26 protein-coding genes are annotated in these 24,601 nt (G+C 41.0%); 11 read left to right on the top strand and 15 right to left on the bottom strand.

All coding sequences use genetic code 11. The annotated features are described in order from the left end of the window. Nucleotides 1-20 precede the first annotated feature (20 nt). The 4 genes from NST01_RS03085 to NST01_RS03070 all read right to left on the bottom strand — a co-directional run bounded on the left by NST01_RS03085 (nt 21) and on the right by NST01_RS03070 (nt 5,389). Nucleotides 21-2,228: a transglutaminase TgpA family protein gene (locus NST01_RS03085; protein WP_341041469.1), complete on the bottom strand. Its 2,208-nt coding sequence runs from the start codon at nt 2,226-2,228 to the stop codon at nt 21-23. A 9-nt stretch (nt 2,229-2,237) separates the two neighbouring features. Continuing rightward, a complete protein-coding gene (locus NST01_RS03080) occupies nt 2,238-3,428 on the bottom strand; it encodes a DUF58 domain-containing protein (RefSeq protein ID WP_250026880.1) in 1,191 nt (396 codons plus the stop codon). Further along, nucleotides 3,425-4,387, bottom strand: coding sequence for an AAA family ATPase (locus tag NST01_RS03075; protein WP_017366721.1), 963 nt, complete (start codon nt 4,385-4,387; stop codon nt 3,425-3,427). The genes NST01_RS03080 and NST01_RS03075 overlap by 4 nt, the downstream gene beginning before the upstream one ends. A 102-nt stretch (nt 4,388-4,489) precedes the next feature. Next, nucleotides 4,490-5,389 carry a cation diffusion facilitator family transporter gene (locus NST01_RS03070; protein WP_008344349.1) on the bottom strand — a complete coding sequence of 300 codons (900 nt, stop codon included), beginning with the start codon at nt 5,387-5,389 and terminating at the stop codon, nt 4,490-4,492. Between the two features lie 482 nt (nt 5,390-5,871). On the opposite strand from NST01_RS03070, the gene gabP reads away from it, so the two are divergent. From gabP to NST01_RS03055, 3 genes are all read left to right on the top strand, one after another. Continuing rightward, on the top strand, nt 5,872-7,260 hold the full coding sequence (gabP, locus tag NST01_RS03065; protein WP_017359846.1) for a GABA permease: 1,389 nt from the start codon (nt 5,872-5,874) through the stop codon (nt 7,258-7,260). Between the two features lie 97 nt (nt 7,261-7,357). Then, the gene (locus NST01_RS03060) at nt 7,358-8,887 is read left to right on the top strand and encodes a multicopper oxidase family protein (protein ID WP_046526945.1); all 1,530 of its coding nucleotides are present in this window, start codon (nt 7,358-7,360) and stop codon (nt 8,885-8,887) included. 268 nt (nt 8,888-9,155) lie between these two features. After that, on the top strand, nt 9,156-9,530 hold the full coding sequence (locus NST01_RS03055; protein ID WP_007496965.1) for a carboxymuconolactone decarboxylase family protein: 375 nt from the start codon (nt 9,156-9,158) through the stop codon (nt 9,528-9,530). A 218-nt stretch (nt 9,531-9,748) separates the two neighbouring features. Here the strand turns inward: NST01_RS03055 and NST01_RS03050 are convergent, their stop codons facing one another. Both NST01_RS03050 and NST01_RS03045 read right to left on the bottom strand, forming a co-directional pair. Further along, complete coding sequence (locus tag NST01_RS03050; RefSeq protein ID WP_341041467.1) at nt 9,749-10,798, bottom strand: hypothetical protein; 1,050 nt, start codon at nt 10,796-10,798, stop codon at nt 9,749-9,751. Between the two features lie 73 nt (nt 10,799-10,871). Beyond that, nucleotides 10,872-11,240: an RlpA-like double-psi beta-barrel domain-containing protein gene (locus tag NST01_RS03045; RefSeq protein WP_008344356.1), complete on the bottom strand. Its 369-nt coding sequence runs from the start codon at nt 11,238-11,240 to the stop codon at nt 10,872-10,874. A 210-nt stretch (nt 11,241-11,450) separates the two neighbouring features. On the opposite strand from NST01_RS03045, the gene NST01_RS03040 reads away from it, so the two are divergent. The 3 genes from NST01_RS03040 to NST01_RS03030 all read left to right on the top strand — a co-directional run bounded on the left by NST01_RS03040 (nt 11,451) and on the right by NST01_RS03030 (nt 13,206). Then, nucleotides 11,451-12,125 carry a hypothetical protein gene (locus tag NST01_RS03040; protein WP_326115341.1) on the top strand — a complete coding sequence of 225 codons (675 nt, stop codon included), beginning with the start codon at nt 11,451-11,453 and terminating at the stop codon, nt 12,123-12,125. Nucleotides 12,126-12,249: 124 nt separating this feature from the next. Then, nucleotides 12,250-12,717, top strand: coding sequence for a hypothetical protein (locus NST01_RS03035; protein WP_326115343.1), 468 nt, complete (start codon nt 12,250-12,252; stop codon nt 12,715-12,717). A 138-nt stretch (nt 12,718-12,855) separates the two neighbouring features. Then, nucleotides 12,856-13,206 carry a DUF4064 domain-containing protein gene (locus NST01_RS03030; RefSeq protein WP_017366717.1) on the top strand — a complete coding sequence of 117 codons (351 nt, stop codon included), beginning with the start codon at nt 12,856-12,858 and terminating at the stop codon, nt 13,204-13,206. Between the two features lie 45 nt (nt 13,207-13,251). Here NST01_RS03030 and NST01_RS03025 read toward each other — a convergent pair whose 3' ends face one another. Then, nucleotides 13,252-13,677, bottom strand: a complete 426-nt coding sequence (locus tag NST01_RS03025) for a hypothetical protein (protein ID WP_025206833.1) — start codon at nt 13,675-13,677, stop codon at nt 13,252-13,254. Between the two features lie 205 nt (nt 13,678-13,882). Between NST01_RS03025 and NST01_RS03020 the strand changes: the two genes are divergently transcribed. After that, nucleotides 13,883-14,761, top strand: a complete 879-nt coding sequence (locus NST01_RS03020; RefSeq protein WP_341041465.1) for a D-alanyl-D-alanine carboxypeptidase family protein — start codon at nt 13,883-13,885, stop codon at nt 14,759-14,761. A 34-nt stretch (nt 14,762-14,795) separates the two neighbouring features. On the opposite strand, the gene NST01_RS03015 is transcribed toward NST01_RS03020, so the two are convergent. The 4 genes from NST01_RS03015 to groES all read right to left on the bottom strand — a co-directional run bounded on the left by NST01_RS03015 (nt 14,796) and on the right by groES (nt 18,232). Continuing rightward, the gene (locus tag NST01_RS03015; protein ID WP_035391498.1) at nt 14,796-15,407 is read right to left on the bottom strand and encodes an FMN-binding negative transcriptional regulator; all 612 of its coding nucleotides are present in this window, start codon (nt 15,405-15,407) and stop codon (nt 14,796-14,798) included. A 22-nt stretch (nt 15,408-15,429) separates the two neighbouring features. After that, nucleotides 15,430-15,882 carry a MarR family winged helix-turn-helix transcriptional regulator gene (locus NST01_RS03010; protein ID WP_326115347.1) on the bottom strand — a complete coding sequence of 151 codons (453 nt, stop codon included), beginning with the start codon at nt 15,880-15,882 and terminating at the stop codon, nt 15,430-15,432. 374 nt (nt 15,883-16,256) lie between these two features. Continuing rightward, nucleotides 16,257-17,891 carry a chaperonin GroEL gene (groL, locus tag NST01_RS03005; RefSeq protein ID WP_007496015.1) on the bottom strand — a complete coding sequence of 545 codons (1,635 nt, stop codon included), beginning with the start codon at nt 17,889-17,891 and terminating at the stop codon, nt 16,257-16,259. Nucleotides 17,892-17,947: 56 nt separating this feature from the next. After that, nucleotides 17,948-18,232: a co-chaperone GroES gene (gene groES / locus NST01_RS03000; RefSeq protein WP_003214120.1), complete on the bottom strand. Its 285-nt coding sequence runs from the start codon at nt 18,230-18,232 to the stop codon at nt 17,948-17,950. A 229-nt stretch (nt 18,233-18,461) separates the two neighbouring features. On the opposite strand from groES, the gene NST01_RS02995 reads away from it, so the two are divergent. The 3 genes from NST01_RS02995 to NST01_RS02985 are packed head-to-tail and all read left to right on the top strand — an operon-like array spanning nt 18,462 to nt 20,071. Then, nucleotides 18,462-19,196: a CPBP family intramembrane glutamic endopeptidase gene (locus tag NST01_RS02995; RefSeq protein WP_046342812.1), complete on the top strand. Its 735-nt coding sequence runs from the start codon at nt 18,462-18,464 to the stop codon at nt 19,194-19,196. Continuing rightward, on the top strand, nt 19,193-19,387 hold the full coding sequence (locus tag NST01_RS02990) for a YdiK family protein (RefSeq protein ID WP_017366710.1): 195 nt from the start codon (nt 19,193-19,195) through the stop codon (nt 19,385-19,387). The genes NST01_RS02995 and NST01_RS02990 overlap by 4 nt, the downstream gene beginning before the upstream one ends. A 57-nt stretch (nt 19,388-19,444) precedes the next feature. After that, nucleotides 19,445-20,071 (top strand): NUDIX hydrolase, encoded by a 627-nt coding sequence (locus NST01_RS02985; protein WP_341041459.1) that lies wholly within the window; start codon nt 19,445-19,447, stop codon nt 20,069-20,071. A 39-nt stretch (nt 20,072-20,110) separates the two neighbouring features. Here NST01_RS02985 and tatC read toward each other — a convergent pair whose 3' ends face one another. From tatC to moaC, 4 genes are read right to left on the bottom strand one after another with little or no spacing between them, the layout of a single operon-like run. After that, on the bottom strand, nt 20,111-20,875 hold the full coding sequence (gene tatC, locus NST01_RS02980; protein ID WP_096881072.1) for a twin-arginine translocase subunit TatC: 765 nt from the start codon (nt 20,873-20,875) through the stop codon (nt 20,111-20,113). A gap of 6 nt (nt 20,876-20,881) precedes the next feature. Then, the gene (locus NST01_RS02975) at nt 20,882-21,061 is read right to left on the bottom strand and encodes a twin-arginine translocase TatA/TatE family subunit (protein WP_008344374.1); all 180 of its coding nucleotides are present in this window, start codon (nt 21,059-21,061) and stop codon (nt 20,882-20,884) included. A gap of 27 nt (nt 21,062-21,088) precedes the next feature. Then, the gene (locus NST01_RS02970) at nt 21,089-21,742 is read right to left on the bottom strand and encodes a redox-sensing transcriptional repressor Rex (RefSeq protein ID WP_008355687.1); all 654 of its coding nucleotides are present in this window, start codon (nt 21,740-21,742) and stop codon (nt 21,089-21,091) included. Nucleotides 21,743-21,757: 15 nt separating this feature from the next. After that, nucleotides 21,758-22,249, bottom strand: coding sequence for a cyclic pyranopterin monophosphate synthase MoaC (gene moaC / locus NST01_RS02965; protein ID WP_026050052.1), 492 nt, complete (start codon nt 22,247-22,249; stop codon nt 21,758-21,760). Between the two features lie 138 nt (nt 22,250-22,387). On the opposite strand from moaC, the gene NST01_RS02960 reads away from it, so the two are divergent. Next, nucleotides 22,388-24,310 carry an ABC-F family ATP-binding cassette domain-containing protein gene (locus NST01_RS02960; RefSeq protein WP_341041457.1) on the top strand — a complete coding sequence of 641 codons (1,923 nt, stop codon included), beginning with the start codon at nt 22,388-22,390 and terminating at the stop codon, nt 24,308-24,310. The last annotated feature ends 291 nt before the right edge of the window (nt 24,311-24,601 follow it).

Below are 24,601 nucleotides of genomic sequence, written 5' to 3'. Positions count from 1 at the left end.
AGGAAGGTACGGGGTCAAGACTATCTCCTGTTTATTAAATTTTCCCATAACTTCACCGACTGCCGCCAAAGCGCCGACGCATCTTCTCGCCTGTAGAGCGCCCGCTCATAGAACTGCGTTAGTTCAGACATGTGATGATTCCCTTCCTTGTCATCGATCAAAGAAGCAAATTCTCTTAGCGTCATGCCTGGCTTTTTCTCGATCCCTCTGCGCCTTAGCTGTTTTAATAGAGCAGCATACGCGTAGAAAAAAGCTTCCTCATCTGGCAGACGTTTTACCTTTCTCACAATAAAGATTGGCAGCCACCTTGCTCTGAACCGGTAAAGCATCCAGCCTATGAAACCAAGAAAGACAATCACACCTGCTGCGTAGCCCAAGATTGAACCAACATGAACCATACTTGGCTTTGCTTTAGCTGCTTGTTCCTCTTGTTTTGCCGCCTGTTCTGGTTCTTGTTGCTGCGGCTGCTGTGTCTGCTCGTTTTCTTGTTCATCAGATGCGGGCTGATCTTTTTCATCCTCTTGATCATCTGCTTGGTCGTTGTTAGCCGTGGTTTCATTCGTAAATGTCTCTGGGTTCGTGAACCCTTTTGTCGGTTCAAAAGTCACCCAACCACGGTTTGGAAAATACACCTCTACCCATGAATGGGCATTGTTATTGGTCACTTCATACACATTGTTTCCATCCATCTGTGTTTCATATAACTGACCAGACGTATATCCTTTCACCCATCTCGCCGGAATTCCAATCGAGCGAAGCATGACAATCATCGAGGTTGAAAAGTTATCACAATAGCCAATCATCGTATCAAATAAGAACTGATCCACATAGTCTTCGTTACGCCCAGGTACAGCGACATTTTGGGTTTCATATGAAAACTTCGCAGATCCTAAATAATCCTCAATCGCTTTTGCTTTATCATACATATTATCCTTCGTTTCCGTTAAGCTGTTCGCCAATGTTTTCACACGCTCTGGCAGCGAGGATGGGAGCTGCAAGTATTCACGTCCGACCTGCTGATTCACTTGCTTCTTGGTTGGCACTTTGATTCGCTGTAAGTCCTCTAGGATAAATGTAGGTGATAAGAAGCTGACTCGATAGTTCCCTAAATTTTTGGGCGGGTTTTGAGTAGACGGGACAATTTTCTCCGTTTTGCCCATCATTTGCAGTGGAATGTTTTCCATTGGCGTCAGCATAACCGTACCAATCGGATAAACAGCATGATTAAATCGATAATTTGATTCCATATCGACTCTCGTTTCATGCTCCTCTGTTTTCACGCGATTGGTAAACCACCGGTTCGGCACATCATTCCCTTTTAACCGAGTAGGTTTCGTATCATTTGAAGCATCCTCCCAGCCTTTCCCCGTGTAAATACTTTTTGTTTCTACACGAAAATAAGACGGCTCTTTTCCGCTCCATTTAAATACCGGTGTACGGTCCTCACTAAACGGTCCCCCAAGCGACGAATCATCCGCACTATATCCCACCTTATTCTGCCCGGCGGAACCATCTTGATTCGTGACCGCTTTAAAAAACGGGACAGGGTCAGGCCATTTCGGATCAGATTTTGGCAAAGAAGCACCGAGTGATGCTGATACAAGGACAAGCGCCAGCATGGGTAAGAACCAATTGAAACGCGCTTTCTGTGACACCCGCACACCTTCAGCCGAACGAAGCCGGTCGAAATAGAGCAGGCCAAGCAAACAAAAGCCAAATACCATAATTCGAACGATTGCAAAAGTCGCATCATAAGGCGTAAACGTATCAAGAATCGTGACATATACAATCGTCATCAGTAAAAAGAAAAAGATACGCTGCTGATACACAACCCAATAATGAAGCAAATAAACAAGCAGCCAAAGCAAAATATAGAACAACAATGTGCGGAAAGACGGATACATGTCACTCCACATGCCCATGCTCATCAAAGAAATATTATCTTGAATATCAGCAAACAGCGCAGGCAGATAACTTGGCTCTGATTGATAAAAAATCAAATATAATGCGAGCAAGATCAATCCAGCACAAATAGGAAACGTCACATACCACTTCAATCGAAAGAACGTAAACAAACACGTAAGCCCTATAAAAATGATGAAATAAGACGTATGACTCGTCTCTGTAAAATCTTGAAGCGGACGAAGCCACTCCCAAAGCAGCAGAAATGCGACAGCATAATAGATGAACAACTCAAAACGGCTTTGCCGCTGATGCATATGCAGCATAAATGTTTGTCACCTCACAGTTCTTTCATGCAGCCGGTCCTCAAATAAAAGGGTCGTGTGTATCCCAGAAGCTTTAAGCCGGTCCACAAGCTGTTTTTCTTTTGCCGTCAATCGATCAACGGCTCTCTTCACTAAAAGAACGGTGATGTTCTTTCTGTTTCGATTCCCAAGTAAAATGGCAGCAAGCTCTTCTTGCAGATGACCTGTCACCACATACTTTCCTGTCTGCTGGTGCTCACTCGCTGTTAATGATTGATAATCAGGTGAACGAGAAGGCTGATACTGCACCTTTGTTAAATAGTAGAGCATGTCCTGTAAGTGCCACTCTCCTTGATCCACTCGAAATAAGTGCTGATCGCCAAGCGGGACAAGGCCTACCGGCACCCCTTTTTTCATAGCCGTTTGCAGAACCGATGCGGCCATAGACACAATCGTTTCAAAAGCGGCTTCATCTGTAAAATCAGCAAACACCACCAAATCCTTTGTCTGATTCTGTTCAAACTCCTTCGTCATAAGCTGACCTCTTCTAGCTGTTGTCTTCCAGTCCACCCAAGCGAAACGGTCTCCTTGCTGGTATTCACGCACACCTGTCGTCACATTTGTCGGTTCATTTAACCAAGAGTGCACCGCTTTGCCTCCATTTTCATTCACCGATGCAGCAGATTCAACAGGAATATCCAACATTTTAGGATACACAAGCAATGTTTTCTCTAGTGGAAGAATCACTTCTTTTTCCACAAACCCAAACATATCACCCGTTTTGATTCTAACCGCCGTCAACTGATGCTCTCCCCGCATGATGTCATTGAATTGATACGAAAATCGCCACGTTTTCCGAAACCATGGAAAGATCATTCGCTTCATTTCAATCTGTTCCTGTAAATGGAAGGTATCCGGCGGTTCATCCTCAAGTATGGCGTACACGTACGGAAATAAATTCGTCCGCTTGATTTCAAGGTCAACAGACAGCACTTCCCCTGCCTTTAACCGGGTATGCTGTAATGTCCTTTTGGCTGTTGCACGAAGTGGAACAAGGGCAAACAGCAAAGCATACAAAGCATATGGTGAAAATGCATAAAAAAGGAACCAGCTCACAAAGCCGCCCTGAAACATGGCATAGCAAAAGGCTGCTGCCGTGAGGAGAAAGAGCATAAACACCCGTAACCATAGTGAAAAAGCGAAACGGTCACGTGACTTCATTGAGTCATCGACTTTTGAACTGGTACGCCAATATGCTCAATCATCTGTCGCAACAGTGTCTCCGCCTTCTTCCCTTCATACGTTGCTTCTGATGTCAAAATCATGCGATGCGGCAATGTGTAAGGCGCCAAATACTGTACATCATCAGGAATCACATAATCCCGCCTGTTCAACAGCGCATACGCCTGAGCCGCTTTCATCAATGCAATTGAACCCCTTGGGCTCACGCCTAAATAGACAGACGGATGATTTCGCGTCGCTTGGGCGATTTCGACAATATATTCTTTAATCGATGCATCCACATGTACGGTCTGAACCGCTTGCTGTAAAGCATGGATATGATCTTTTGTCATGACTGCCTGAAGCGTGTCAATTGGCGATTGTTTCTCCTGCAAATTCAGCACCTCAAGCTCCTCCAGCATGGTTGGATACCCCATCTGTAGCTTAAATAAGAAGCGGTCCATTTGCGCTTCTGGAAGTGGATAGGTTCCCTCATACTCCACTGGATTTTGCGTAGCCATCACAAAGAAAGGATCTGCCAGCGGCATCGTTTCTCCGTCCACTGTGACACTGCCTTCTTCCATCGCTTCAAGAAGGGCTGATTGTGTTTTAGGAGAGGTTCGGTTGATTTCATCAGCCAAAATAATCTGCCCCATAATCGGTCCTTGTCTAAATTCAAACTCGTTTGTCTTTTTATTATAAATCGACACACCTGTTACATCTGAAGGCAAAAGGTCAGGCGTAAATTGGATTCGCTTAAACTCACAGCCAATGGATTTTGCCAGAGCACGAACCATCATGGTCTTCCCAACGCCAGGCACATCCTCTAATAACACATGCCCCTTCGCCAAAATCGCAACAAGGCTTAATATCGCAATATCTTTTTTCCCCACCATCACTTTATTGATGTTATCTACGATTTTTTGTAAATCTGAATGCATCGGTTCATCAAATGCCATCCTGATCCTCCTATCACGTTTCCGTCAATTTTCATATAGTCTAACTTTACCATACAACACGCATTTGCATGAAACATCAACACGTAGAAAAAAGAAGCCTTCTCACGATGGAAAAGACTTCTGCTCCTCTTTAGGTTCACTTGCTGGTTCCATATGAACATGAGAGTGTAGAATATCATGTTCCTGCTTCATTCTGCGTTCAATTTCATCTGCAATATCATGGCTTTCTGCGATGTTTAAATGCGGTTCTACTTCAACGACCACATCCACATGGACGGTGCTTCCAAGATAACGAGCTTTAATGTCTTTCAAATCGCCCACTCCTGGTGTCGCTTCAATCGTCTCTTTATATTTAGACATATCTTTTATATGAAAACCGTCCGTTAACGAATGAGACGCATCTCTGAAAATCTCCCACGCCGTTTTACAGATAATTAAGCCAATCACAAACGCAGCAAGCGTATCAACCCACGCCAGCTGAAATTGAGAGGCGATAATTCCGACAAACGTCCCGATACTCACATAAGCATCTGATTTATTATCAGCCGCTGCCGCATATAGCGCCTGGCTATTAATTCGTTTAGACAGTTTACGGTTATACATATACACGCCATACATCACAACAGCACTTCCTGCTGCCGTCCAAGCTGCAATCATATCAGGCGTTTGATGCTCTGATGAGAAAAGCGACTGGCCTGCACTCAGCAAAACCTGAAGCCCGACAAGCATCATAATAAAGGAAGCCACAAGTGACGCAATATTTTCAGCTCTAAAATGACCGTATGGATGATCCTCATCAGGTGGCTTCTGAGAAATACGCAGCCCAATTAATACGGCAAGCGAAGCAATGATATCTGTCGTATTATTCAAGCCATCTGCGGAAAGGGCTTCTGAATGAAACACATACCCAATGATCAGTTTGACAGCAGATAAGATCACATAGGCTATAATGCTGACCCAAGCACCTGTTTCACCTTGTCTTAATTCGTTGTAGCGCTCCATACCGAACAGCGCCTCCTCACACATTACTTTTCTATATTTATCTTACAAAGCCAAGCCCGTGTGGGTCTACAGCAACATGATTCGCTTGAATCAGCAAAATAGGATACATAGAAATGTGTTGACCTAAGCAAACTTATTTTTATAAGGTCAATTGACCTCAAGACCTACTCCCATCAATGTTTTTCAAAACCACCCCGAAAAATGAAAAAGAACAAAATCACTCTACCATACAATTGTCAGAATAGTTTTATTTTAAAACACAACTTTTCTTTCTTCCTTCTTATGCTATTTTTAAGAATGGGCAGAGGAAAATGAGGGAACATAATCTCTCAAATCCTTTATACTTTTTAACATCATGTTAAGAGGTTTGAAATGTCAGTTTGATAACCTGTCCAATGCTGAATGACAATTCAGTATGATAAAATTTAAAATATTCTAAAAACAAACTCTCGAATAAAAGAGAAATGTTTGGAGGTAAAGAAATGTCCAACATGACAAACGGTCTTCAAAAAAACCTTAAGACAAGACATATTTCAATGATCTCCATTGCCGGGGTCATTGGGGCAGGGCTATTTGTTGGTAGTGGTGCCGTCATTCATTCGGCAGGGCCTGGATCGATTCTTTCCTATTCATTTGCCGGACTTCTGGTCATCTTTATTATGAGAATGCTTGGAGAAATGGCATGTGCCTATCCGACAAGCGGCTCTTTCTCACAATATGCGAGCGACGCCATCGGCCCGTGGGCTGGCTTTACAATCGGCTGGCTTTACTGGTTCTTCTGGGTCATCGTCATCGCCATTGAAGCCATTGCCGGTGCTGCCATTATTCAATATTGGTATGGAGATGCACCTGTTTGGCTCACAAGTCTTATCCTCACAATCCTCTTAACTTTGACAAATATCTTTTCTGTTAAATCTTTTGGCGAATTTGAATATTGGTTTTCATTGATTAAAGTCGTCAGCATTATTCTATTCCTACTCATTGGTTTTGCATTTATCTTTGGTTTTGGCGGTCATCATACTGCAGGTCTTGCCAATTTAACGGGGAATGGCGGTTTCCTTCCAAACGGGTTCGGCTCTGTGCTCCTCGGGATTGTCGTTGTCATCTTTTCATTCATGGGAACCGAGATTGTGGCAATTGCCGCAGGTGAATCAGCAGACCCTGTCAAATCTGTGACAACAGCTACTCGTTCAGTTGTATGGCGTATTATTGTTTTCTACGTCGGATCGATCGCTGTCGTTGTCACGTTACTCCCATGGAATTCAGCGAATATTTTAACAAGTCCGTTCGTTGCAGTATTAGAATACATCGGTGTCCCATCAGCCGCTCAAGTCATGAACGTCATTGTTTTAACAGCCGTTCTTTCTTGTTTAAACTCCGGCCTATACACAACGTCCAGAATGCTTTATTCATTAGCAGAAAGAGGCGAAGCACCAAAACGTTTTATGAAAATCAGCAAACGCGGTGTCCCTGTAGCAGCTACAGTCGCTGGTACCTTCTTTTCCTATATTGCCGTCATGATGAACTACTTTTACCCTGAAACCATCTTTCTATTTCTAGTCAATGCCTCTGGTGCCATTGCACTTCTTGTCTACTTGGTCATTGCCGTTTCACAATTAAGAATGCGTCGTAAAATTGAAAAAGAAAATCCAGAACAACTCAAAATCAAAATGTGGCTGTTCCCATACCTTACGTACTTTACCATTTTGGTCATCTGCGCCATCTTGGCCTCTATGCTGTTTATCGAATCGATGAGACCTCAGCTCATACTGACAAGCATCATTACCATCAGTGTACTAGCCGCCTACTTCATCTTTAAACCAAATAAAAAAGTGCCTGCAAGTGCAGCGCTTGAAAATAAACACCCTTAATTCTCCCGCTGAAAAGCGGGTTTTTTTATTTTATTCACCTATTTGGATGTCCGCACTTATAATGTATCAAATTGATTTTAAGTGAGGATTAGTCAACATGAACCTAGAAAAGTTTGTTGACGAGCTGCCAATTCCAGAAGTCGCAGAGCCCGTCAAAAAAAACCCAAGACAAACATATTATGAAATCGCTATGGAGGAGGTGTTCCTAAAAGTTCATAGAGATCTGCCCCCAACCAAGCTATGGACCTATAATGGCAGTTTGCCTGGTCCAACCATTAAAGCGAATCGAAATGAAAAGGTCAAAGTGAAATGGATGAACAAATTGCCGCTGAAACACTTCCTGCCTGTCGATCATACCATTCACGCTGGACATCATGATGAACCCGAAGTCAAAACAGTCGTTCACCTGCATGGGGGCGTGACACCTGCAAGCAGTGACGGTTATCCAGAGGCTTGGTTTTCGCGAGACTTTGAAGCGACCGGCCCCTTCTTTGAACGAGAGGTTTACGAATACCCTAATCACCAGCAAGCATGCACATTGTGGTATCACGATCATGCCATGGCATTGACACGATTAAATGTATACGCCGGATTAGCTGGCTTTTATTTGATCTCAGATGCATTTGAAAAATCGCTCGAATTACCAAAAGATGAATATGATATCCCTTTAATGATCATGGACCGGACGTTTCAGGAGGATGGCGCACTGTTTTACCCAAGTAGACCAAATAACACACCAGAAGATAGTGACCTTCCAGATCCCTCCATCGTGCCATTTTTTTGCGGGGAAACGATTTTAGTCAATGGAAAAGTATGGCCATATTTAGAAGTAGAGCCGCGAAAATATCGTTTTCGTATCTTAAACGCGTCCAATACAAGAACTTACGAGCTTCATCTAGATAACGACGCCACAATCTTACAAATTGGATCTGATGGCGGCTTTTTGCCAAGACCTGTTCATCACCAATCTTTTAGCATTGCACCTGCTGAACGTTTTGATGTCATCATCGACTTCTCAGCTTACGAAAACAAAACGATTGTTTTAAAAAATACGGCAGGCTGCGGTCAGGAAGTCAATCCAGAAACAGATGCGAACATTATGCAATTTAAAGTCACTCGTCCGCTCAAAGGAAGAGCAGCTAAAACATTACGTCCGATCTTCAAACCACTGCCACCGCTCCGGCCGAGCCGAGCTGATAACGAGCGAACGCTGACCCTTACTGGCACACAAGATAAATATGGGCGCCCGATTTTATTACTAGATAACCAGTTTTGGAATGATCCTGTCACAGAAAATCCTCGACTTGGCAGTGTAGAGGTGTGGAACATCGTCAATCCAACAAGAGGTACACACCCTATTCATTTACATCTTGTTCAATTTCGAGTGATTGATAGAAGACCATTCGATACAGACATCTATCAATCGACAGGTGAAATCGTGTACACGGGACCAAATGAAGCGCCTCCTTTGCATGAACAAGGCTACAAGGATACAATTCAGGCGCATGCCGGTGAAGTCATTCGCATCATCGCTCGGTTTGTCCCATATAGCGGACGATATGTGTGGCATTGTCACATTTTAGAACACGAGGATTATGACATGATGCGGCCGATGGATATCATTTAGTAAATATGAAACCTCCTCTCTGTTAATTGCGTAATATGAAAAAGGGCTAACAGCTTTTATTTATTAGCCCTCTATTTTCTTTTCAATCTCCATGAGAAAAAACGAACAATGTATCACATGAATGGCATTTATTTGAACATTCCACACTTAAAAAGTTGATGAAGTAAACCGATAATACTACTATATACCCATTACCTCTATCAAAAGGCACTTAAGAAACCATGCACGAACAAATAGAAAATCGTCATAAAAAACGGAGGAGTTCAATTTGAATGAAGAAAAAGAGACTTGCCAGGTCAAGCAAGAAACAGTGGCAGGTAACAGGGAGAAGCTTTCAATTCATGAAAACGAGAGCATTCGATCAAACATTGAACAACTAACAATTGAACTCGGTGAACAAAAAGAATTCAATCACTTCATATTAGATGAAAAACAGAAGGCCATCAGCACATTATCGGCTCTCATTGCAAAAGGTGATTGTGATGAAGAGTTAAAAGCTCATTTTGTACAAGCATTACATATCGGGCTCTCTGTTATAGAGATTATGGAGATCATTAAGCACTGTACAAAGGTTGCAGGATTCCCTCATTCCATTAATGCCTTGTTTATTTTTCAAAACTTACTAGATGAAAACAATAAATAATTAAGAGAAAACGAGAAGTCTTCTGTCCTCTCGTTTTTTTATTTCCACTTACTTTACTCTCTTACGCTGATTCTGTCACAGCAGCAAAATATCAAAATACCACTCATTTCCTTATTTAAAAAGTGATTTTCATTTCACAAATCTGCATTTTTCACCGACACATCCCATTACAAAATAAAAAAACGTCCAGTTATATGAAATAACTGAACGCGCATCTTTTACCAATTGACAGTGAAATTGTTAACAATCCCGCCTTCTTTCTCCCAAGCGGTTTCTACTGTTTTCTTCTTAATATCATATTCAAAAATGGTTCTGACCTTCGCCTTTCGTCCTGTGTCATCCTTTAATTCCTTTGCGTTCTTTGCAACACCTAAGAAATAAACAGATGTACCATCCGCAGAAAATTGCGGCTGGGCAGCACTTAAAATACGCACATCTTGGCTGTTTTTAACGAGTGTCTTCGTTTTTCCTGTATCTACATCCATCACCTTAATAGATGATACTTCTTTTTCATTTCGAACCTTCACTTCTGTATAAATGAGTTTTTTATGATCTGGTGAAAAAGAAATATCATTGATGGTTTGAGAAATACGTGCAATTCGCTTACCCTTCTCACCTGTTTGAAGGGTAATCTTCATGGTCGTTGGTTCAGGATCCATTCCTTTTTCATTTGCCTCATCCGTCTTTTTATAATCCTCTTTTAACGAATAATGCTGAATGGCCAACAGATTTGATGCTGGATCATAAGCAAAAGAACTCACCGTATCATCATCACTTTTTTCTGGATATAACACTTTCACTTTCTGTGTTTTCAAATCAAAAGACGCTATATAAAATTGCTCACCTGAATCCTTGTTATACCTTAGATATAACTGTTTTCCGTCACCAGAAAGTCTCATACTGTCGATTGAATCGTCACTCGTAAAGAGCGTTTTTTCTTTATCCGTTTTCACATTCAATTCCCGTATACTTACTTTTTGTGTGTCTTCATCTGTATACGTGTAGTATAAAAGCTGTTTCGCCTGATCATAAGCAATTGAAGGATATGCTGTCAGTTTTTCTGTATGAAGCGCCTTGTCATGCAAGTAATAAGTATTGTTTAACTTTTGATCCGTAAAAGAAACAAGCAATTCGTCTTTTGCATCTTGATTTGTTTTCACATTTCCTTCCTGTTTCGCCTCTTGCCCAGGCTTCATCATGAAGAAAATAACGGCCGCAATCACTGCGACTCCAATTACTGTGATGATCCACCATGTTGATTTTTTCATTGACTTTCAGACCCTCTCCACAAGAAAAGAAGCCAGAAAATGAACTTTTCCCGCTTCTTTGCATGCCTATGTATTAATAAGTGTAATGCCCTTTGACGACACCTTTACTTGTTGAATACCCAAGTGCTTTGAATGCTTTCGGACTTACGTCTAATACTGCGTTTGGCATTCTACCTACATCATATTTATATACTGTAATCACTTTATGTGGTTTCGCTTTTGTTGTCACTCTTAGTTTTGTACCTTTTTTCGGTACGTCAAATCCCATTTTTGTTGCTGCATCCCAATGACCGAGTTTTTTTCCATCTGCGCCTTTTTTACCAACACCATTATACCAAGTAATATTGCCGCTTACTTTTTTTGCACTTGCTCCATGTGAGAAACTAAACGCTAAAAATAAACTAGCTACTGTTACGATTGTCGCGATAAGCTTTTTATTCATTAAAAAATCCTCCGTATTTGGTTTCTGACCCTATTATACATGAAGATGCACCCAGTTATTTTACAGTCACATTACAATTCGAATACAAGTTGACCACTTAATGACCGATTTTGTTCATAAATTTCACCAAAAACAGCCAGAACATTGTCAGTAGATCCCTCCCTTTCGTTTTATATAATAGAAATGAATCAAAGATAAGGAGGAATTTTCATGAAAAAGTGGTTCATCGTTTTGAGTGTAAGTTTGACCTTCGTTTTGATGTTTTCAAGTATTCCCGCCTCTGCGGCTGGTCCTCGTCACGGCGCCATCGTGACACAAACGGATGAAGCCAAATGGTCAGGTATCTCGGCTGATATTGTGCTGCCAAAAACAGCCACCATTAAAAATGGTTATGCTGACTGGTATCTTGGTCTCGGTTCTGCCGTTGTTGAGAGCGGAATTTCAAAAACATCTTCTGGCTATAAGGTCTTTTTAGGCAGCGGCTCCCAAGGCGGCAGTCAATATTGGAACAGCGAATACGATTCAAGTATTAAAGATGGTGCACGTGTCAACTTAAAGCTCATCAACAACGGTGATGGCACAGTGTCACTATACGTCAACGGAAAACTGCGTTATAAACAGCCTGTTTTCAATCCTAGTCGTCTGAAAGACCTCGATGTCGTCAAAATGGTACATGGCGTACAAGATAATGGAACAAACAGCTACTCGCAAGCAAGTTTCTCTAATGTACAGCTTCGTGCAAATACATCTGGAAGTGTCTATAAAAAATGGGACGGCACCGTCAAATCATCTCTTTTACGCAAAAATCTAGAATCAGGTGCTTCGACTCCAAAATTCACGGTCATTTCGTCTATCCCACTTAGTACAACCCTTTCAGCACAATAAAACATGAGCACCCACCTTTGGGTGCTTTTGATTGTTCACAGCTTATCAACACTTCTCTTTTAATCAAAACATCGATTCGTGGTAACATAAGCATACATACTTTGAAGAACAAAGGAGAAAGAACGTGAGAAAAAGTCTACTTGTTTTCATGAGTCTTGTTGCAACCTTCTCTATCCTAGCAGCTTGCTCAAATACGGCAAAAGAAGAAAAAACAGAATCTACGGCACTTCCAACGATTAATGAACGCATTCAAAATGAAACGAAAGAGGTCATGGAGCAGTCTAAGCTCGTAAAAGACACAGCGATCACCGTTGATCAAAAGAAAAAAGTCATTTCCTTAAACGTGACGGCTTCATCTGAGACCAATAGTGATTACGCTGAAGTCATTGGTTTGAACTTTGCCAAAACACTAGCTATTGGTGCATCCACTGAAAAGGAAAACAGCCTGCATAAACCGGAAAATGACAGCCTCGGCGCCCTCTACTCCTTTTATGACCTAAACATCACCGTGAAACAAGAAAACGGAAAAGTACTGGCAAAAGGAAAGAAAACAACAAATGAAACAAAGATTACCTGGGAGAGAGCCCAGTAATTGGACAAGAAAATTCTTTATGGATTTTCTTGTTTTTTTTAACAAAACTATTAATATTGTGAAAAGAATGCCGATGAGTAAGATTGTGTTGGTTCTTAAGTACCAATAATTCTTATTTACATATCGGAGGAAAGTATCATGAAAAGAACGACAGAATTTGTTTTAGGCTTAATTGGAGGTATTTTGGGATTTTTCGGTGCAATGTTTGCACTTGCTTTTGGAGGACTAGATGCCGCATTTAATGAATCAGGTACGAGTCAATTCACAGGATTAGGCTGGTCAGCGATGCTTTTCTCTATTCTTGCGATTGTGGCATCTGTTATCGTGAAGAAAAAAGCAAAGCTTGGTGGCATTTTATTATTAGTTTCTGCTGTAGGCGGTATTATTTCTATTTTTGTGTTCTTTATCCTTCCAGCTGTATTAATCATCATCGCAGGATGCATGGGTGTGTTTAGAAAAGAGCCTGTCAAAACAGTTCCTGCTGAATAAAGTTGATATAAAAAAGCTTGTAGAGGGTCGCTCTATAAGCTTCTTTTATTGTATATTTTCATTTAAATCTTCTCTTATGATATCAATCAGCGTGTCAATATCCGAGTGAGCTCTAGATGCTAATCGTACCAGCAAATGATCGATATCCTCATACAAATGACGATCTTTCAACATATACTTCCCATAATACGGAATGACAAAGAAATAGAGCAAATCAGCTACTTCTAGTGCAACGTCATCACCAACTTCATTCTTTAGCGCCTCCCCAACACATTGGATCAGCCAATTCAAATCTTCTTTCTTTTCAATCGGAACGTACATCAGCTGATGAATACGGTCCGTATCTCCCGTTTGTAAAATCTGCTCCGCTACTCCCTTTGATAGAGCACCAATCTCTTTAGAAGATATATTAAGAACCGCGAATTCATTCTCTGATCTGTCTTGATCCATTTGCAGCACGTTTTGGTCCATCTCGACTCACTCCCCGTTCTCAGATACTTTTATTATAAGGAATTCATCTGATTTTTTATGGAAATAGTGGATTTTTTTATGTAATTTTAAACAAAAAAAGAACCAAATGATATGATTCAATCTCAATTGACATAAAAAAACCATTGCACTTTATTTCAATCTATCTCAATATATGTATGTTAGTAGATTGAAAGGGATGAGAGAAATGAAGATGAAATACCCGTGGATCAAAGGAATTATTGTCAGTGTGGTTCTCGTACTTGGGCTTGGAATCTTTCCTGTCCAGCTGCCCTTTTTACACATGACTCATGCGACACCAGTCGCAAAAGCAGCCGCACCGAAATACGTGACAACAGCGAATGTTCATCTTCGCAAGGGACCTGGAACAAAATATTCAGTGATATTGACCATTCCAAAAGGGAAAAGGATTCCTTATCTTAAAAAGAATGGTTCATGGATTCAAACAAAGTATAAAGGAAAGACGGGTTACGTCAGCTCTCAATATATCAAAAAAGCAGGCAAAAGCTCACCAGCTTCATATGCTGCTCCTTCCACTAAAACGCCAGGTACGTATGTAAAAGAGATATTGGTTGTTAATAAGAAACATAGACTCCCATCTTCATACAATCCCGGAGAAAACAAACAAGCGAGAAAAGCAGTAAACGCTATGATCGCGAAAGCAAAAAAAGCAAACATCCGACTCACCGCTTTTAGCACCTTCCGTTCATACGACCGTCAGCGTGTCTTGTACAACAATTACGTCGCCTCTCATGGCAAAAAACAAGCAGAGCGATTTAGCGCAAGACCAGGCTATTCCGAACATCAAACCGGCCTTGCTTTTGATATCGGCGGTGCCAATTCAAAACATTGGGCTGAAGATTCTTTTGCCAATACAAAAGAAGCGAAATGGCTGGCCAAACATGCCCATGAATTTGGTTTTATCATCCGTTATCCGAAAGGTAAAGAAAAAGTGACAGGCTATCAATATGAACCATGGCACCTCAGATACCTCGGATCAACCAATGCGAAAAAAGTAAATAAGAGCGGCAAAACCCTTGAAGAATATTTAAACATAAAAGGATAACAACAAAAGCACTCTTTTTCTTCAGAGTGCTTTTTCATATATTCTCTTCTCTTTTTTTCATCGCAGCCGCCATTTCCACTTCACCCTCTGCTTCCAGCTGTTCAATAATGCGAGCATAATCTCTTTCATGGCGATTTTGGCTTAACTTAAAAGCAGCTTGAACTTCATCAATGATGATTTTGAAGCCCACAATCCCTTTCATTTGTTTCTCTAACAGTTCCTCAGACAACGTATCCCATAACACTGGCTGATCTCTATGACTTTCATATGTCTCCAGCATCGCTGTTAATTCCTTGACCAGTTCTGATTTTTCGAGCAGTGCAGCCTTTCCATATACATGTACAGCTTGATAATTCCACGTCGGTACGGCTTCTTTCTCATACCATGAAGAGGATATGTAAGCATGCGGCCCTTGAAAGATGACGAGCACCTTCTCATTTTCTTCAAACGTTTTCCACTGAGGATTTCCAATCGCCATATGCCCTGAGATCACATACGAATCGCCAATTTGATGAAAACTCACTGGAATATGTGTCGCAATGGGCTTTTCATTCGTTGTCGTCACAACTGTAGCAAATGAATGAGATTGAATAAATGATTTGATTTTCTCCATATCTTTCACTTGAAAAAATGATGGTACATGCATGTTCCCTTCCCCCCTTATTTAATTAGTAGCTTCTCTTTTTGCCTTTTTTCACATCTTCCCAATCTTTTTCGATATTCTTTCGCACCCTTAGAAGATACTCATAAATCTGTTCCGCTTCCTCTTCAGAAAATCCATCCAGCGCTACCCGATTTGAATGATCATGTTCTCGTTTGATCATTGGATAGACGGCTTTTCCTTTCTCAGTTGGAAACAGCTTCTTGATTTTTTTATTCACTGTGTCATCTTTCTTCTGAATAAAACCATGCAGCTCTAATTTTTGAATAGCCCGGGCCGCCGTTGTTCGGTCTACCTTGATCATCTCCGCTAGTTTTTCCTGAATGATGCCAGGCTCCTCACAAATACGCACAAGATACAAATACTGCCCCTTCGTTAAATCATACTCTTTAAATTCAATATTACTAATTGAATCAAGCGCCCGAGCAATCACGCCAATCTCCCGCAAAATTTCTCTCATTTATCACGCCTCTTTTTTATTGTATTTACATAAATTTTAAAAATTAGTATAGCTCATGAATATTGTATATGCAATAAAAAGCCCACTTCCTCTCTGGAAGTGGGTTCAACCTCTTATTTATCACGCCTCATCGATCCAAACAATCCAAACACGACAGCCAGTGCAACAATAATCGCCACCCAAGTCGTAAAGCCCATATGATCACCGCTTTTCTTTTAAAATCATCTCATCTCTTTATGTTAGATAAAACCAAAAAATCACTGTCTCTTTAGTTAACGGATGTAAAGCGGTGAAAGTTTCAATTCATTTAACGCTCTTAACCAAAAAATAGACAAAACAAAAACCCCTATATTTCAAGGGGTTTTCGAGGGGTGTTACATCATTCCACCCATGCCACCCATGCCGCCCATATCCGGCATTCCGCCGCCTGAGCCGCCTTCTTCTGGTTTGTCAGCTACGACTGCTTCAGTTGTAAGAAGCATAGCTGCTACAGAAGCTGCGTTTTGAAGTGCAGAGCGAGTGACTTTTGTTGGGTCAACGATTCCTTTTTCGATCATGTTTACCCATTCGTTTGTTGCTGCGTTGAAGCCTACGCCAATTTCTTCGTTTTTCAAGCGCTCAACGATGACTGATCCTTCAAGACCTGCGTTGTGAGCGATTTGACGAATTGGCTCTTCAAGAGAACGTAGCACGATGTTGACACCTGTTTGAACGTCACCATCAGCTTCGATGGAAGCGACTTTGTTGTATACATTCACAAGTGCTGTACCACCACCAGATACGATACCTTCTTCAACTGCTGCACGAGTTGAGTTCAGTGCATCCTCGATGCGTAGTTTACGTTCTTTTAGTTCTGTTTCAGTTGCAGCACCAACTTTGATGACAGCAACGCCGCCAGCTAGTTTTGCAAGACGTTCTTGTAATTTTTCTTTATCGAATTCAGAAGTTGTTTCTTCTACTTGCGCACGGATTTGGTTTACGCGTGCTGCGATTTGAGCAGAATCTCCTGAGCCTTCTACGATGGTTGTGTTTTCTTTTGTAACAACCACTTTAGACGCACGGCCAAGCTGACCAATTTCAGTTGATTTCAGGTCAAGTCCTAGGTCTTCAGTGATGAGTTCTCCGCCAGTTAGAACAGAGATGTCTTCAAGCATTGCTTTACGACGATCACCGAATCCAGGTGCTTTTACTGCCACTGCGTTGAATGTTCCACGAAGTTTGTTCACAACAAGTGTTGCAAGTGCTTCGCCTTCTACATCTTCAGCAATGATCAATAATGGTTTTCCTTGTTGTACGACTTGCTCAAGTACAGGAAGGATTTCTTGAATGTTTGTGATCTTTTTATCAGTGATTAAGATGTAAGGATTTTCAAGAACCGCTTCCATCTTATCAGAATCAGTGACCATGTATGGTGAAGCGTATCCACGGTCAAACTGCATTCCTTCAACCACTTCAAGCTCAGTTGTGAAACCTTTAGATTCTTCAATTGTGATGACGCCGTCGTTTCCTACACGCTCCATCGCTTCCGCAATGAGGCTGCCGACTTCTTCATCTGCTGCAGAAATAGACGCAACTTGAGCAATTGATTCTTTACCTTCGATTGGTTTAGAAATCTCGTGCAAGCCTTCAAGTGCTACTTTCACTGCTTCTTCGATGCCTTTACGAACGCCAACAGGGTTTGCACCAGCTGTTACGTTTTTAAGACCTTCACGGATCATCGCTTGAGCTAGAACTGTTGCAGTCGTTGTACCGTCACCAGCTACATCGTTTGTTTTGCTTGCAACTTCAGCCACAAGTTTTGCACCCATGTTTTCAAATGCATCTTCTAATTCGATTTCTTTTGCAATCGTTACACCATCATTTGTGATAAGTGGAGAACCGAATTTTTTCTCAAGAACCACGTTACGTCCTTTAGGTCCTAAAGTTACTTTTACAGCATCTGCAAGTGCATCTACACCACGTAACATCGCACGACGTGCTTCTTCACTGAACTTAATATCTTTTGCCATAATAACGAAACCTCCTCAGTCTTTTTAGAAATATATCTCAATCTTTGTTTATGTGATTAACCAATGACAGCTAAAATGTCGCTTTCACGAAGGATTAAATATTCTTTTCCTTCATATTTCACTTCAGTGCCTGCATATTTTGAGAAGATAATGCGGTCGCCTGTGTTTACTTCTAACGCAACGCGCTCACCACTTTCAAGTACACGACCTGAACCTGCTGCAACAATTTTACCTTCTTGCGGTTTTTCTTTTGCAGAATCCGGTAAGACAATACCGCTAGCGGTTTTTTCCTCAGATTCAACGAGTTCAATGATTACGCGATCGCCTAATGGCTTTAACATAAGAAACAACCTCCTCAATTTTTATATGTAGTCTTTTTTAGCACTCATCATCAACGAGTGCTAACACATTTATTATAATAAAGAATGTCTTCTGCAATTTCAAGTAAAAACCTTTAAAAATTTTTACGCTTTCATGATCTTTTTTCAACTCAAATTCTTTCCTTTTCAACGAAAAAGAAGACTTGTGTTACAATAAATCTAGTTCTTTTAGTAAAGGGGTTTTCGTTACTTGAAAAAACAATATTGGTACATCATCTTAACGTATATATTGGTGCAGGTTTCTGCGTTTCCGTATGTGTTCATCATGAAGTGGTTAGGTTACATTCAGACACCGATGACACAAGCAGAGCTCTCCAAATTGTCAGGAACATGGACAATCATCAGCTTCTGTATTGGACTAATCATTATTCTGCTCATCCTTCGGACTGTACCAAAAGCTTCACTTCGAAATGAAGCACCGGCATCAGTCGGCGTGGCAATCGCTTGGATCATTGGCGGTTTCTTTCTTTCCCTCTTTGCACAATCCATTGCGGGGGCGATTGAACAATATGCATTTGGCATTAGCCGAGAATCCGAAAATACTCAAAACATTTTAGCCATTATGGATGCAGTTCCATGGCTTGTCATCGTCATCGCTCTGATTGGACCGATATTAGAAGAAATCATTTTTCGAAAAATCATTTTTGGTGTCGTTTATGAAAAAACGAATTTTTTCATTGGCGCACTTGTCAGTTCAGTGGTTTTTGCTGCTGTACACAATGATTTCCCACATATCTTGCTCTATACCGCAATGGGCTTTACATTTGCCTTTTTATATGCGAAAACAAAACGAATCATTGTGCCAATCGGTGCTCATATGCTGATGAATTCGCTCGTTATCCTTGTGCAGATTGAGCCAGTAAGAAAAATGATTGAAGAACAATCTCAAACAATGCAAATGATTATTGGAGGCTTTTTCTCATGAGAAACCCTGTCGTATGGGGCATTATTTATTTTGCCGTAGGTGTGGCGTTCACCTATATGGCCATTCAAAATCCAGGTGACATGTGGTCATTTTACAGCATTTTGCTGATGGTGTTTGCGGCCTATAATATTAATATCGCGTTAAAAATGTTTGCTTTTTCTGTCAAAATGAAAAAACAACAGCAAAAATAAAGCAGAAACCATTTTCCGCCGTTTGGAAAATGGTTTTTTTATGGAGGTCATGTTTTGATGGAACACGAAAAACTGAACATCATGAACAATCAGCATGAAACGATTGGTACAGCCGCTCGATCTGATATCCATGCTGAGGGCCTTTGGCATGAAACCTTTCATTTCTGGCTTTTAAAAAAGGAAGATGACACAGTGTTTCTCTATTTTCAGCTGAGGAGTCCCTCCAAAAAGGATTTCCCTTCTCTATTTGATATCACAGCAGCAGGCCACCTTCTCGCAGATGAACAGCCTTCTGATGGCATCAGAGAAGTCGAAGAAGAGCTTGGTCTCTCCATCTCGTTTGAGAACCTTACCTTTGCTGGTGTCATTAAAGATGAAATCCATCTGCCATCGTTTACCGATCGTGAGTTTTGCCATGTGTATCTTTATATGGATCAAAAAGAGCACATGGATGTCCATCTACAGAAAGAAGAAGTTGCTGGACTTTATAGAGCAAGGCTGATGGATGCACAGCAGCTTTTAAGTAGAGAATGCAAAAAAATGAAAATCGAGGGCTTTGAAGTGGATGCAGACGGCAAGCGACGTGAGGAAAAGAGAGAGGTCCGTGTACATGATTTTGTCCCGCATGAACCTGCCTATTATGAGCATCTCTTTCAAGCAATCAATCAATTTCTTTCGCAATAGAAAAAGCATCGTGATCCCTATTTGGATCACGATGCTTTTTTATGAGACAACATCATTTTCTTTCTCCTCTGTCTCTGTTTGCTGCATTTTGCGATAGGTCACTCTTGAAATGACAATACTCACTTCATACAAAACGAGCATTGGCAAGGTAACCATGAGGTGAGAAACGAGCTCTGGCGGTGTAATAAGTGCGGCAATGACAAGGAGGACAAAATAGGCATACTTCCGTATTTTCGATAAAAACATCGGTGTAATGATGCCAAGTCTTGTGAGAAACATCAACACGACAGGCATCTGAAACAAAAAGCCAAATGGAAGTGTTAACTGCATCAGAAATGTAAAATACTCATGAATCCCAATCACTTGCTCCACATGTAAATCATTTGACATCCGTATCATAAAATCGACGACAAATGGAAACAAAATAAAATAAGAGAAAGCCACACCGCTCAGAAATAAAAGCAGTGCAATCGGAATATAAGCAAGTGTCACCTTTCTTTCTTTTTCATATAAGCCAGGACTCACAAACGCCCAAAGCTGGTATAAAATCACGGGACACGTCAAAACAAGAGCGATGACAAAAGCGAACTGCATAAACACGTACAGTGGATCTGTGAGCTTAAATGCGTTCAATGTCAGTGTGGCCGCTTCATCGGTATTTTGTAAATACACAATGACCGGCTTAGCGAGAAAAAAACCTGCCACCATAAAGGTGACAAAAAACATCGCAATGATCACTAAACGTTTTCGCAGTTCCACAATATGCTCCATAAGCGGCATATCTTTGACATTCATGAAGCTCATCCTATTCTACTGATCTTCTTTTTTCTTTTTTTCTTCCTGATCATCAGCTAAACCTTTTGTGGCATTTTTAAATTCACGTAATGTATCTCCTGCTGCTCTTCCTAATTCAGGAAGCTTTTTCGGCCCAAAAATAATGAGCGCAACAACCGCAATCAGAACCAAACTTCCAGGACCGATCGGACCCATTTGCTCCACCCCCTTTACCCCTTTTCGTCAATCCTCCTGTGTAACAGAGTAATGCTTTAAGAAATACACAAGAGACTGAAGTTCAACCGCCAAATCTATATGATGAATTCGAATGTGTTCCGGCACATTCAATCGAGCCGGCGTAAAGTTAAGGATTCCTTTGATGCCAAGGGCAATCAAACGATCTGTAATGGATTGAGCTGCTACGGCAGGCACTGTCAAAATCGCAACAGGAATATCTCCTACCTCTTGCACATGCTCTTCAAGCTTATCCAAATCATAGACAGGCACGCCGCCTATCTCACTTCCTATTTTACTCTCATTGACGTCAAAAGCCATTGAAATTTTTGTATTATTATTTTTAATGAAATTATAGTGTAAAAAAGCAGTCCCTAAATTCCCGACACCGATGAGCATGACATTCGTCATTTCATCTTGGTCAAGGGTCTTTCTAAAGAAGGTCAAGAGGTAATCGACATTATAGCCATACCCTTTCTTCCCAAGTGCACCAAAGTAAGAAAAATCTCGGCGAATGGTGGCAGAATCCACTTTGACTGCATCACTAAGCTCTGCCGATGACACCCTTTGTTTTCCTGATGCATGCAGATTTTTTAAAAAACGGTAGTAAAGCGGCAAACGTTTGGCTGTCGCTTGTGGAATTTTTGACTGGTCTATATTCATATAAGATCCTCCAACTTAAATATCAGATGCTCTGTGAAAATCACCGTTTTTCCCGCCTGTTTTTTCTACTAGATAGGTCGGGCCGATGATCATCCCTTTGTCTATTGCTTTGCACATGTCATAAACGGTCAGTGCACATACTGAGGCAGAAGTGAGCGCTTCCATCTCCACACCCGTACTTCCTTTTGTTTTCACCTGTACTTGTATGTTCAGAATGTACGCATTTCCGTCTTCCTCCCAATCAAAGGAGATATCGACACCTTTTAATGCAAGCGGATGACACATTGGAATGATGCTGGACGTTTGCTTTGCTGCCATAATGCCAGCTACCTGTGCGACAGATAGTACATCCCCTTTTCCAATGTCATGCTTTTGTATTTGATGAAATACTTCTTTTATCATACGAACGCTTGAAACAGCAACGGCAGTTCTCACTGTAGACGATTTGTCACTAATGTCGACCATCTTTGCTCTTCCTTGTTCGTTAAAGTGGCTAAATTGACTCATCTTTCAACGCTCCCTCACTCAAATCATACACTATTTTTTCCTATCTGTCTTTCATTTGAACATGGCAGCCGTATGTAAGATTTGCCGGTTTACTGCTGATAAGCTACACTTAACATATTATAGCAGAGGTGAAGTTACATGATGATTCTACAAGTGAATCAGCTGTCCAAATCGTTTGGCGCTGATACCGTTTTAACGAATATAAAATTGGAAGTCAAAGCGAGGGATCGTATTGCCATTGTTGGTCGTAACGGTGCAGGAAAATCCACGCTTTTAAAAATCATTGCCGGTCAAATGTCTTACGAACAAGGTGAGATTATCAAACCGAAAGACCTATCCATTGGATATCTCGCACAGCATACAGATGTGACGTCTACACGTACGCTAAAAGACGAACTACTATCCGTTTTCGATCATTTAAAAGAAATGGAACAAGAGATGAGAACCATAGAAGAGAAAATGGCTTCTTCCACAGGAACAGAATTAGATTCTCTAATGAAAACCTATGACAGGCTGCAGCAAGCATTTAAAGATCAAGGCGGCTACCAATATGAAGCGGATGTCCGCTCCATTTTACACGGACTCGGCTTTAGTCATTTTGAAGACCATACAACCGTCCAATCCTTAAGCGGCGGTCAGAAAACCCGTCTAGCGCTTGGAAAGCTATTATTGATGAAACCAGAACTCTTGATTTTGGATGAGCCAACCAACCATCTAGATATTGATACCTTATCATGGCTTGAGCAGTATTTGCAAAATTATACAGGAGCCATCCTCATCGTTTCCCATGACCGATACTTCTTAGACAAAGTCGTGAACCATGTATATGAAGTGTCAAGAACAGCGATGAAAAAGTTCGCTGGGAACTATAGTAAGTATCTTGACCAAAAAGCTGAGCAGCTAGAGCGTGATATGAAGCTGTATGAAAAACAACAAGAAGAAATTTCGAAGCTTCAAGATTTCGTGGATCGCAACTTAGCAAGAGCCTCCACCACAAAGCGTGCTCAAAGCAGGCGGAAACAGCTGGAACGGATGGATCGTTTAGATAAGCCGTTAGGAGATGAAAAATCCGCAAACTTCCATTTCGATATTATGAGGCAAAGCGGAAATGACGTGCTGAAGGTGCATGATCTCGATATTAGTTACGATAAAAAAACGCCGCTCCTCTCCTCACTCTCTTTTCATATTAAACGTGAAGATAGCGTGGCACTCATCGGTCCTAACGGTATCGGGAAATCAACTCTTTTAAAAACCTTAACGGATACGTTAAAACCAGTAAAAGGCGAGATCAGCTTTGGTTCTCATGTGACGATTGGCTACTATGATCAGGAACAAGACAAGCTGACATCCTCCAAAAAAGTGTTAAATGAACTTTGGGATGATTATCCCCATATGACTGAAAAAGACATTCGGACTTGTTTAGGAAACTTCCTTTTTTCAGGTGATGACGTCTTAAAGCCTGTACATGCATTAAGCGGTGGAGAAAAAGCACGACTTGCACTGGCAAAGCTGATGCTCCAAAAAGCCAATTTCCTCATTCTCGATGAACCGACGAACCATCTTGATTTAGACAGTAAGGAAATATTAGAGAATGCACTAATTGATTATCCAGGCACCATCTTGTTTGTTTCGCATGACCGTTACTTTATCAATCGCTTGGCAACAAAAGTACTTGAGCTTTCACCAAATGAAACAAAAGAATACCTTGGTGACTACGACTATTATCTTGAAAAGAAAAACGAACAATTAGAGCTTGAAGCACTCCAAACTCAGGAGACGCATAAAAAACAAGCAGAAAAACCAGTAGAAACAGCAAAACTTTCCTATGCAGAAGAGAAAGAACTCAAAAAGAAAGAAAGACAAAAGCAGCGCCGAATTGGAGAAATTGAAGAGCGTATCGCTGTCATCGAAGACAAGCTCGGTGAAAACGAAGAGCTTCTATGTGATCCTGCTATTTTCCAAGATCACGAGAAAGTACAAGCCATTCAAACAGAAAATGATGCGCTCAATCAAGAGATGGAATCACTTTTTGCGGAATGGGAAGATCTATCAGATGCATAAAGAGTGCCCTAACGGGTGCTCTTTTTTTAAGGTGAGAATCTTTATCCACAATGATACCCACAATAACATCTTGATTATTCTTAAATATTTTAAAGTTATCCACTTTATCCACAGTATTTTAATCACATATCCACATAAAAGATCACATTTATACACATTCTCTTCATTTTAAAAAGAATTTTCTAACAATTGTGGATATATAACGTTTACATGTGAATAAATCGCTTTCATTTCAAGAGAAAAAACCCCTGTATATCCACAGGAGTTCCAAATTGTTGACAAAGGGATAAA

This window comes from Bacillus sp. FSL R7-0166, assembly GCF_038008935.1.
GTDB lineage: Bacteria > Bacillota > Bacilli > Bacillales > Bacillaceae > Bacillus > Bacillus altitudinis.
This window is presented reverse-complemented; position numbering and strand designations above follow the sequence as displayed.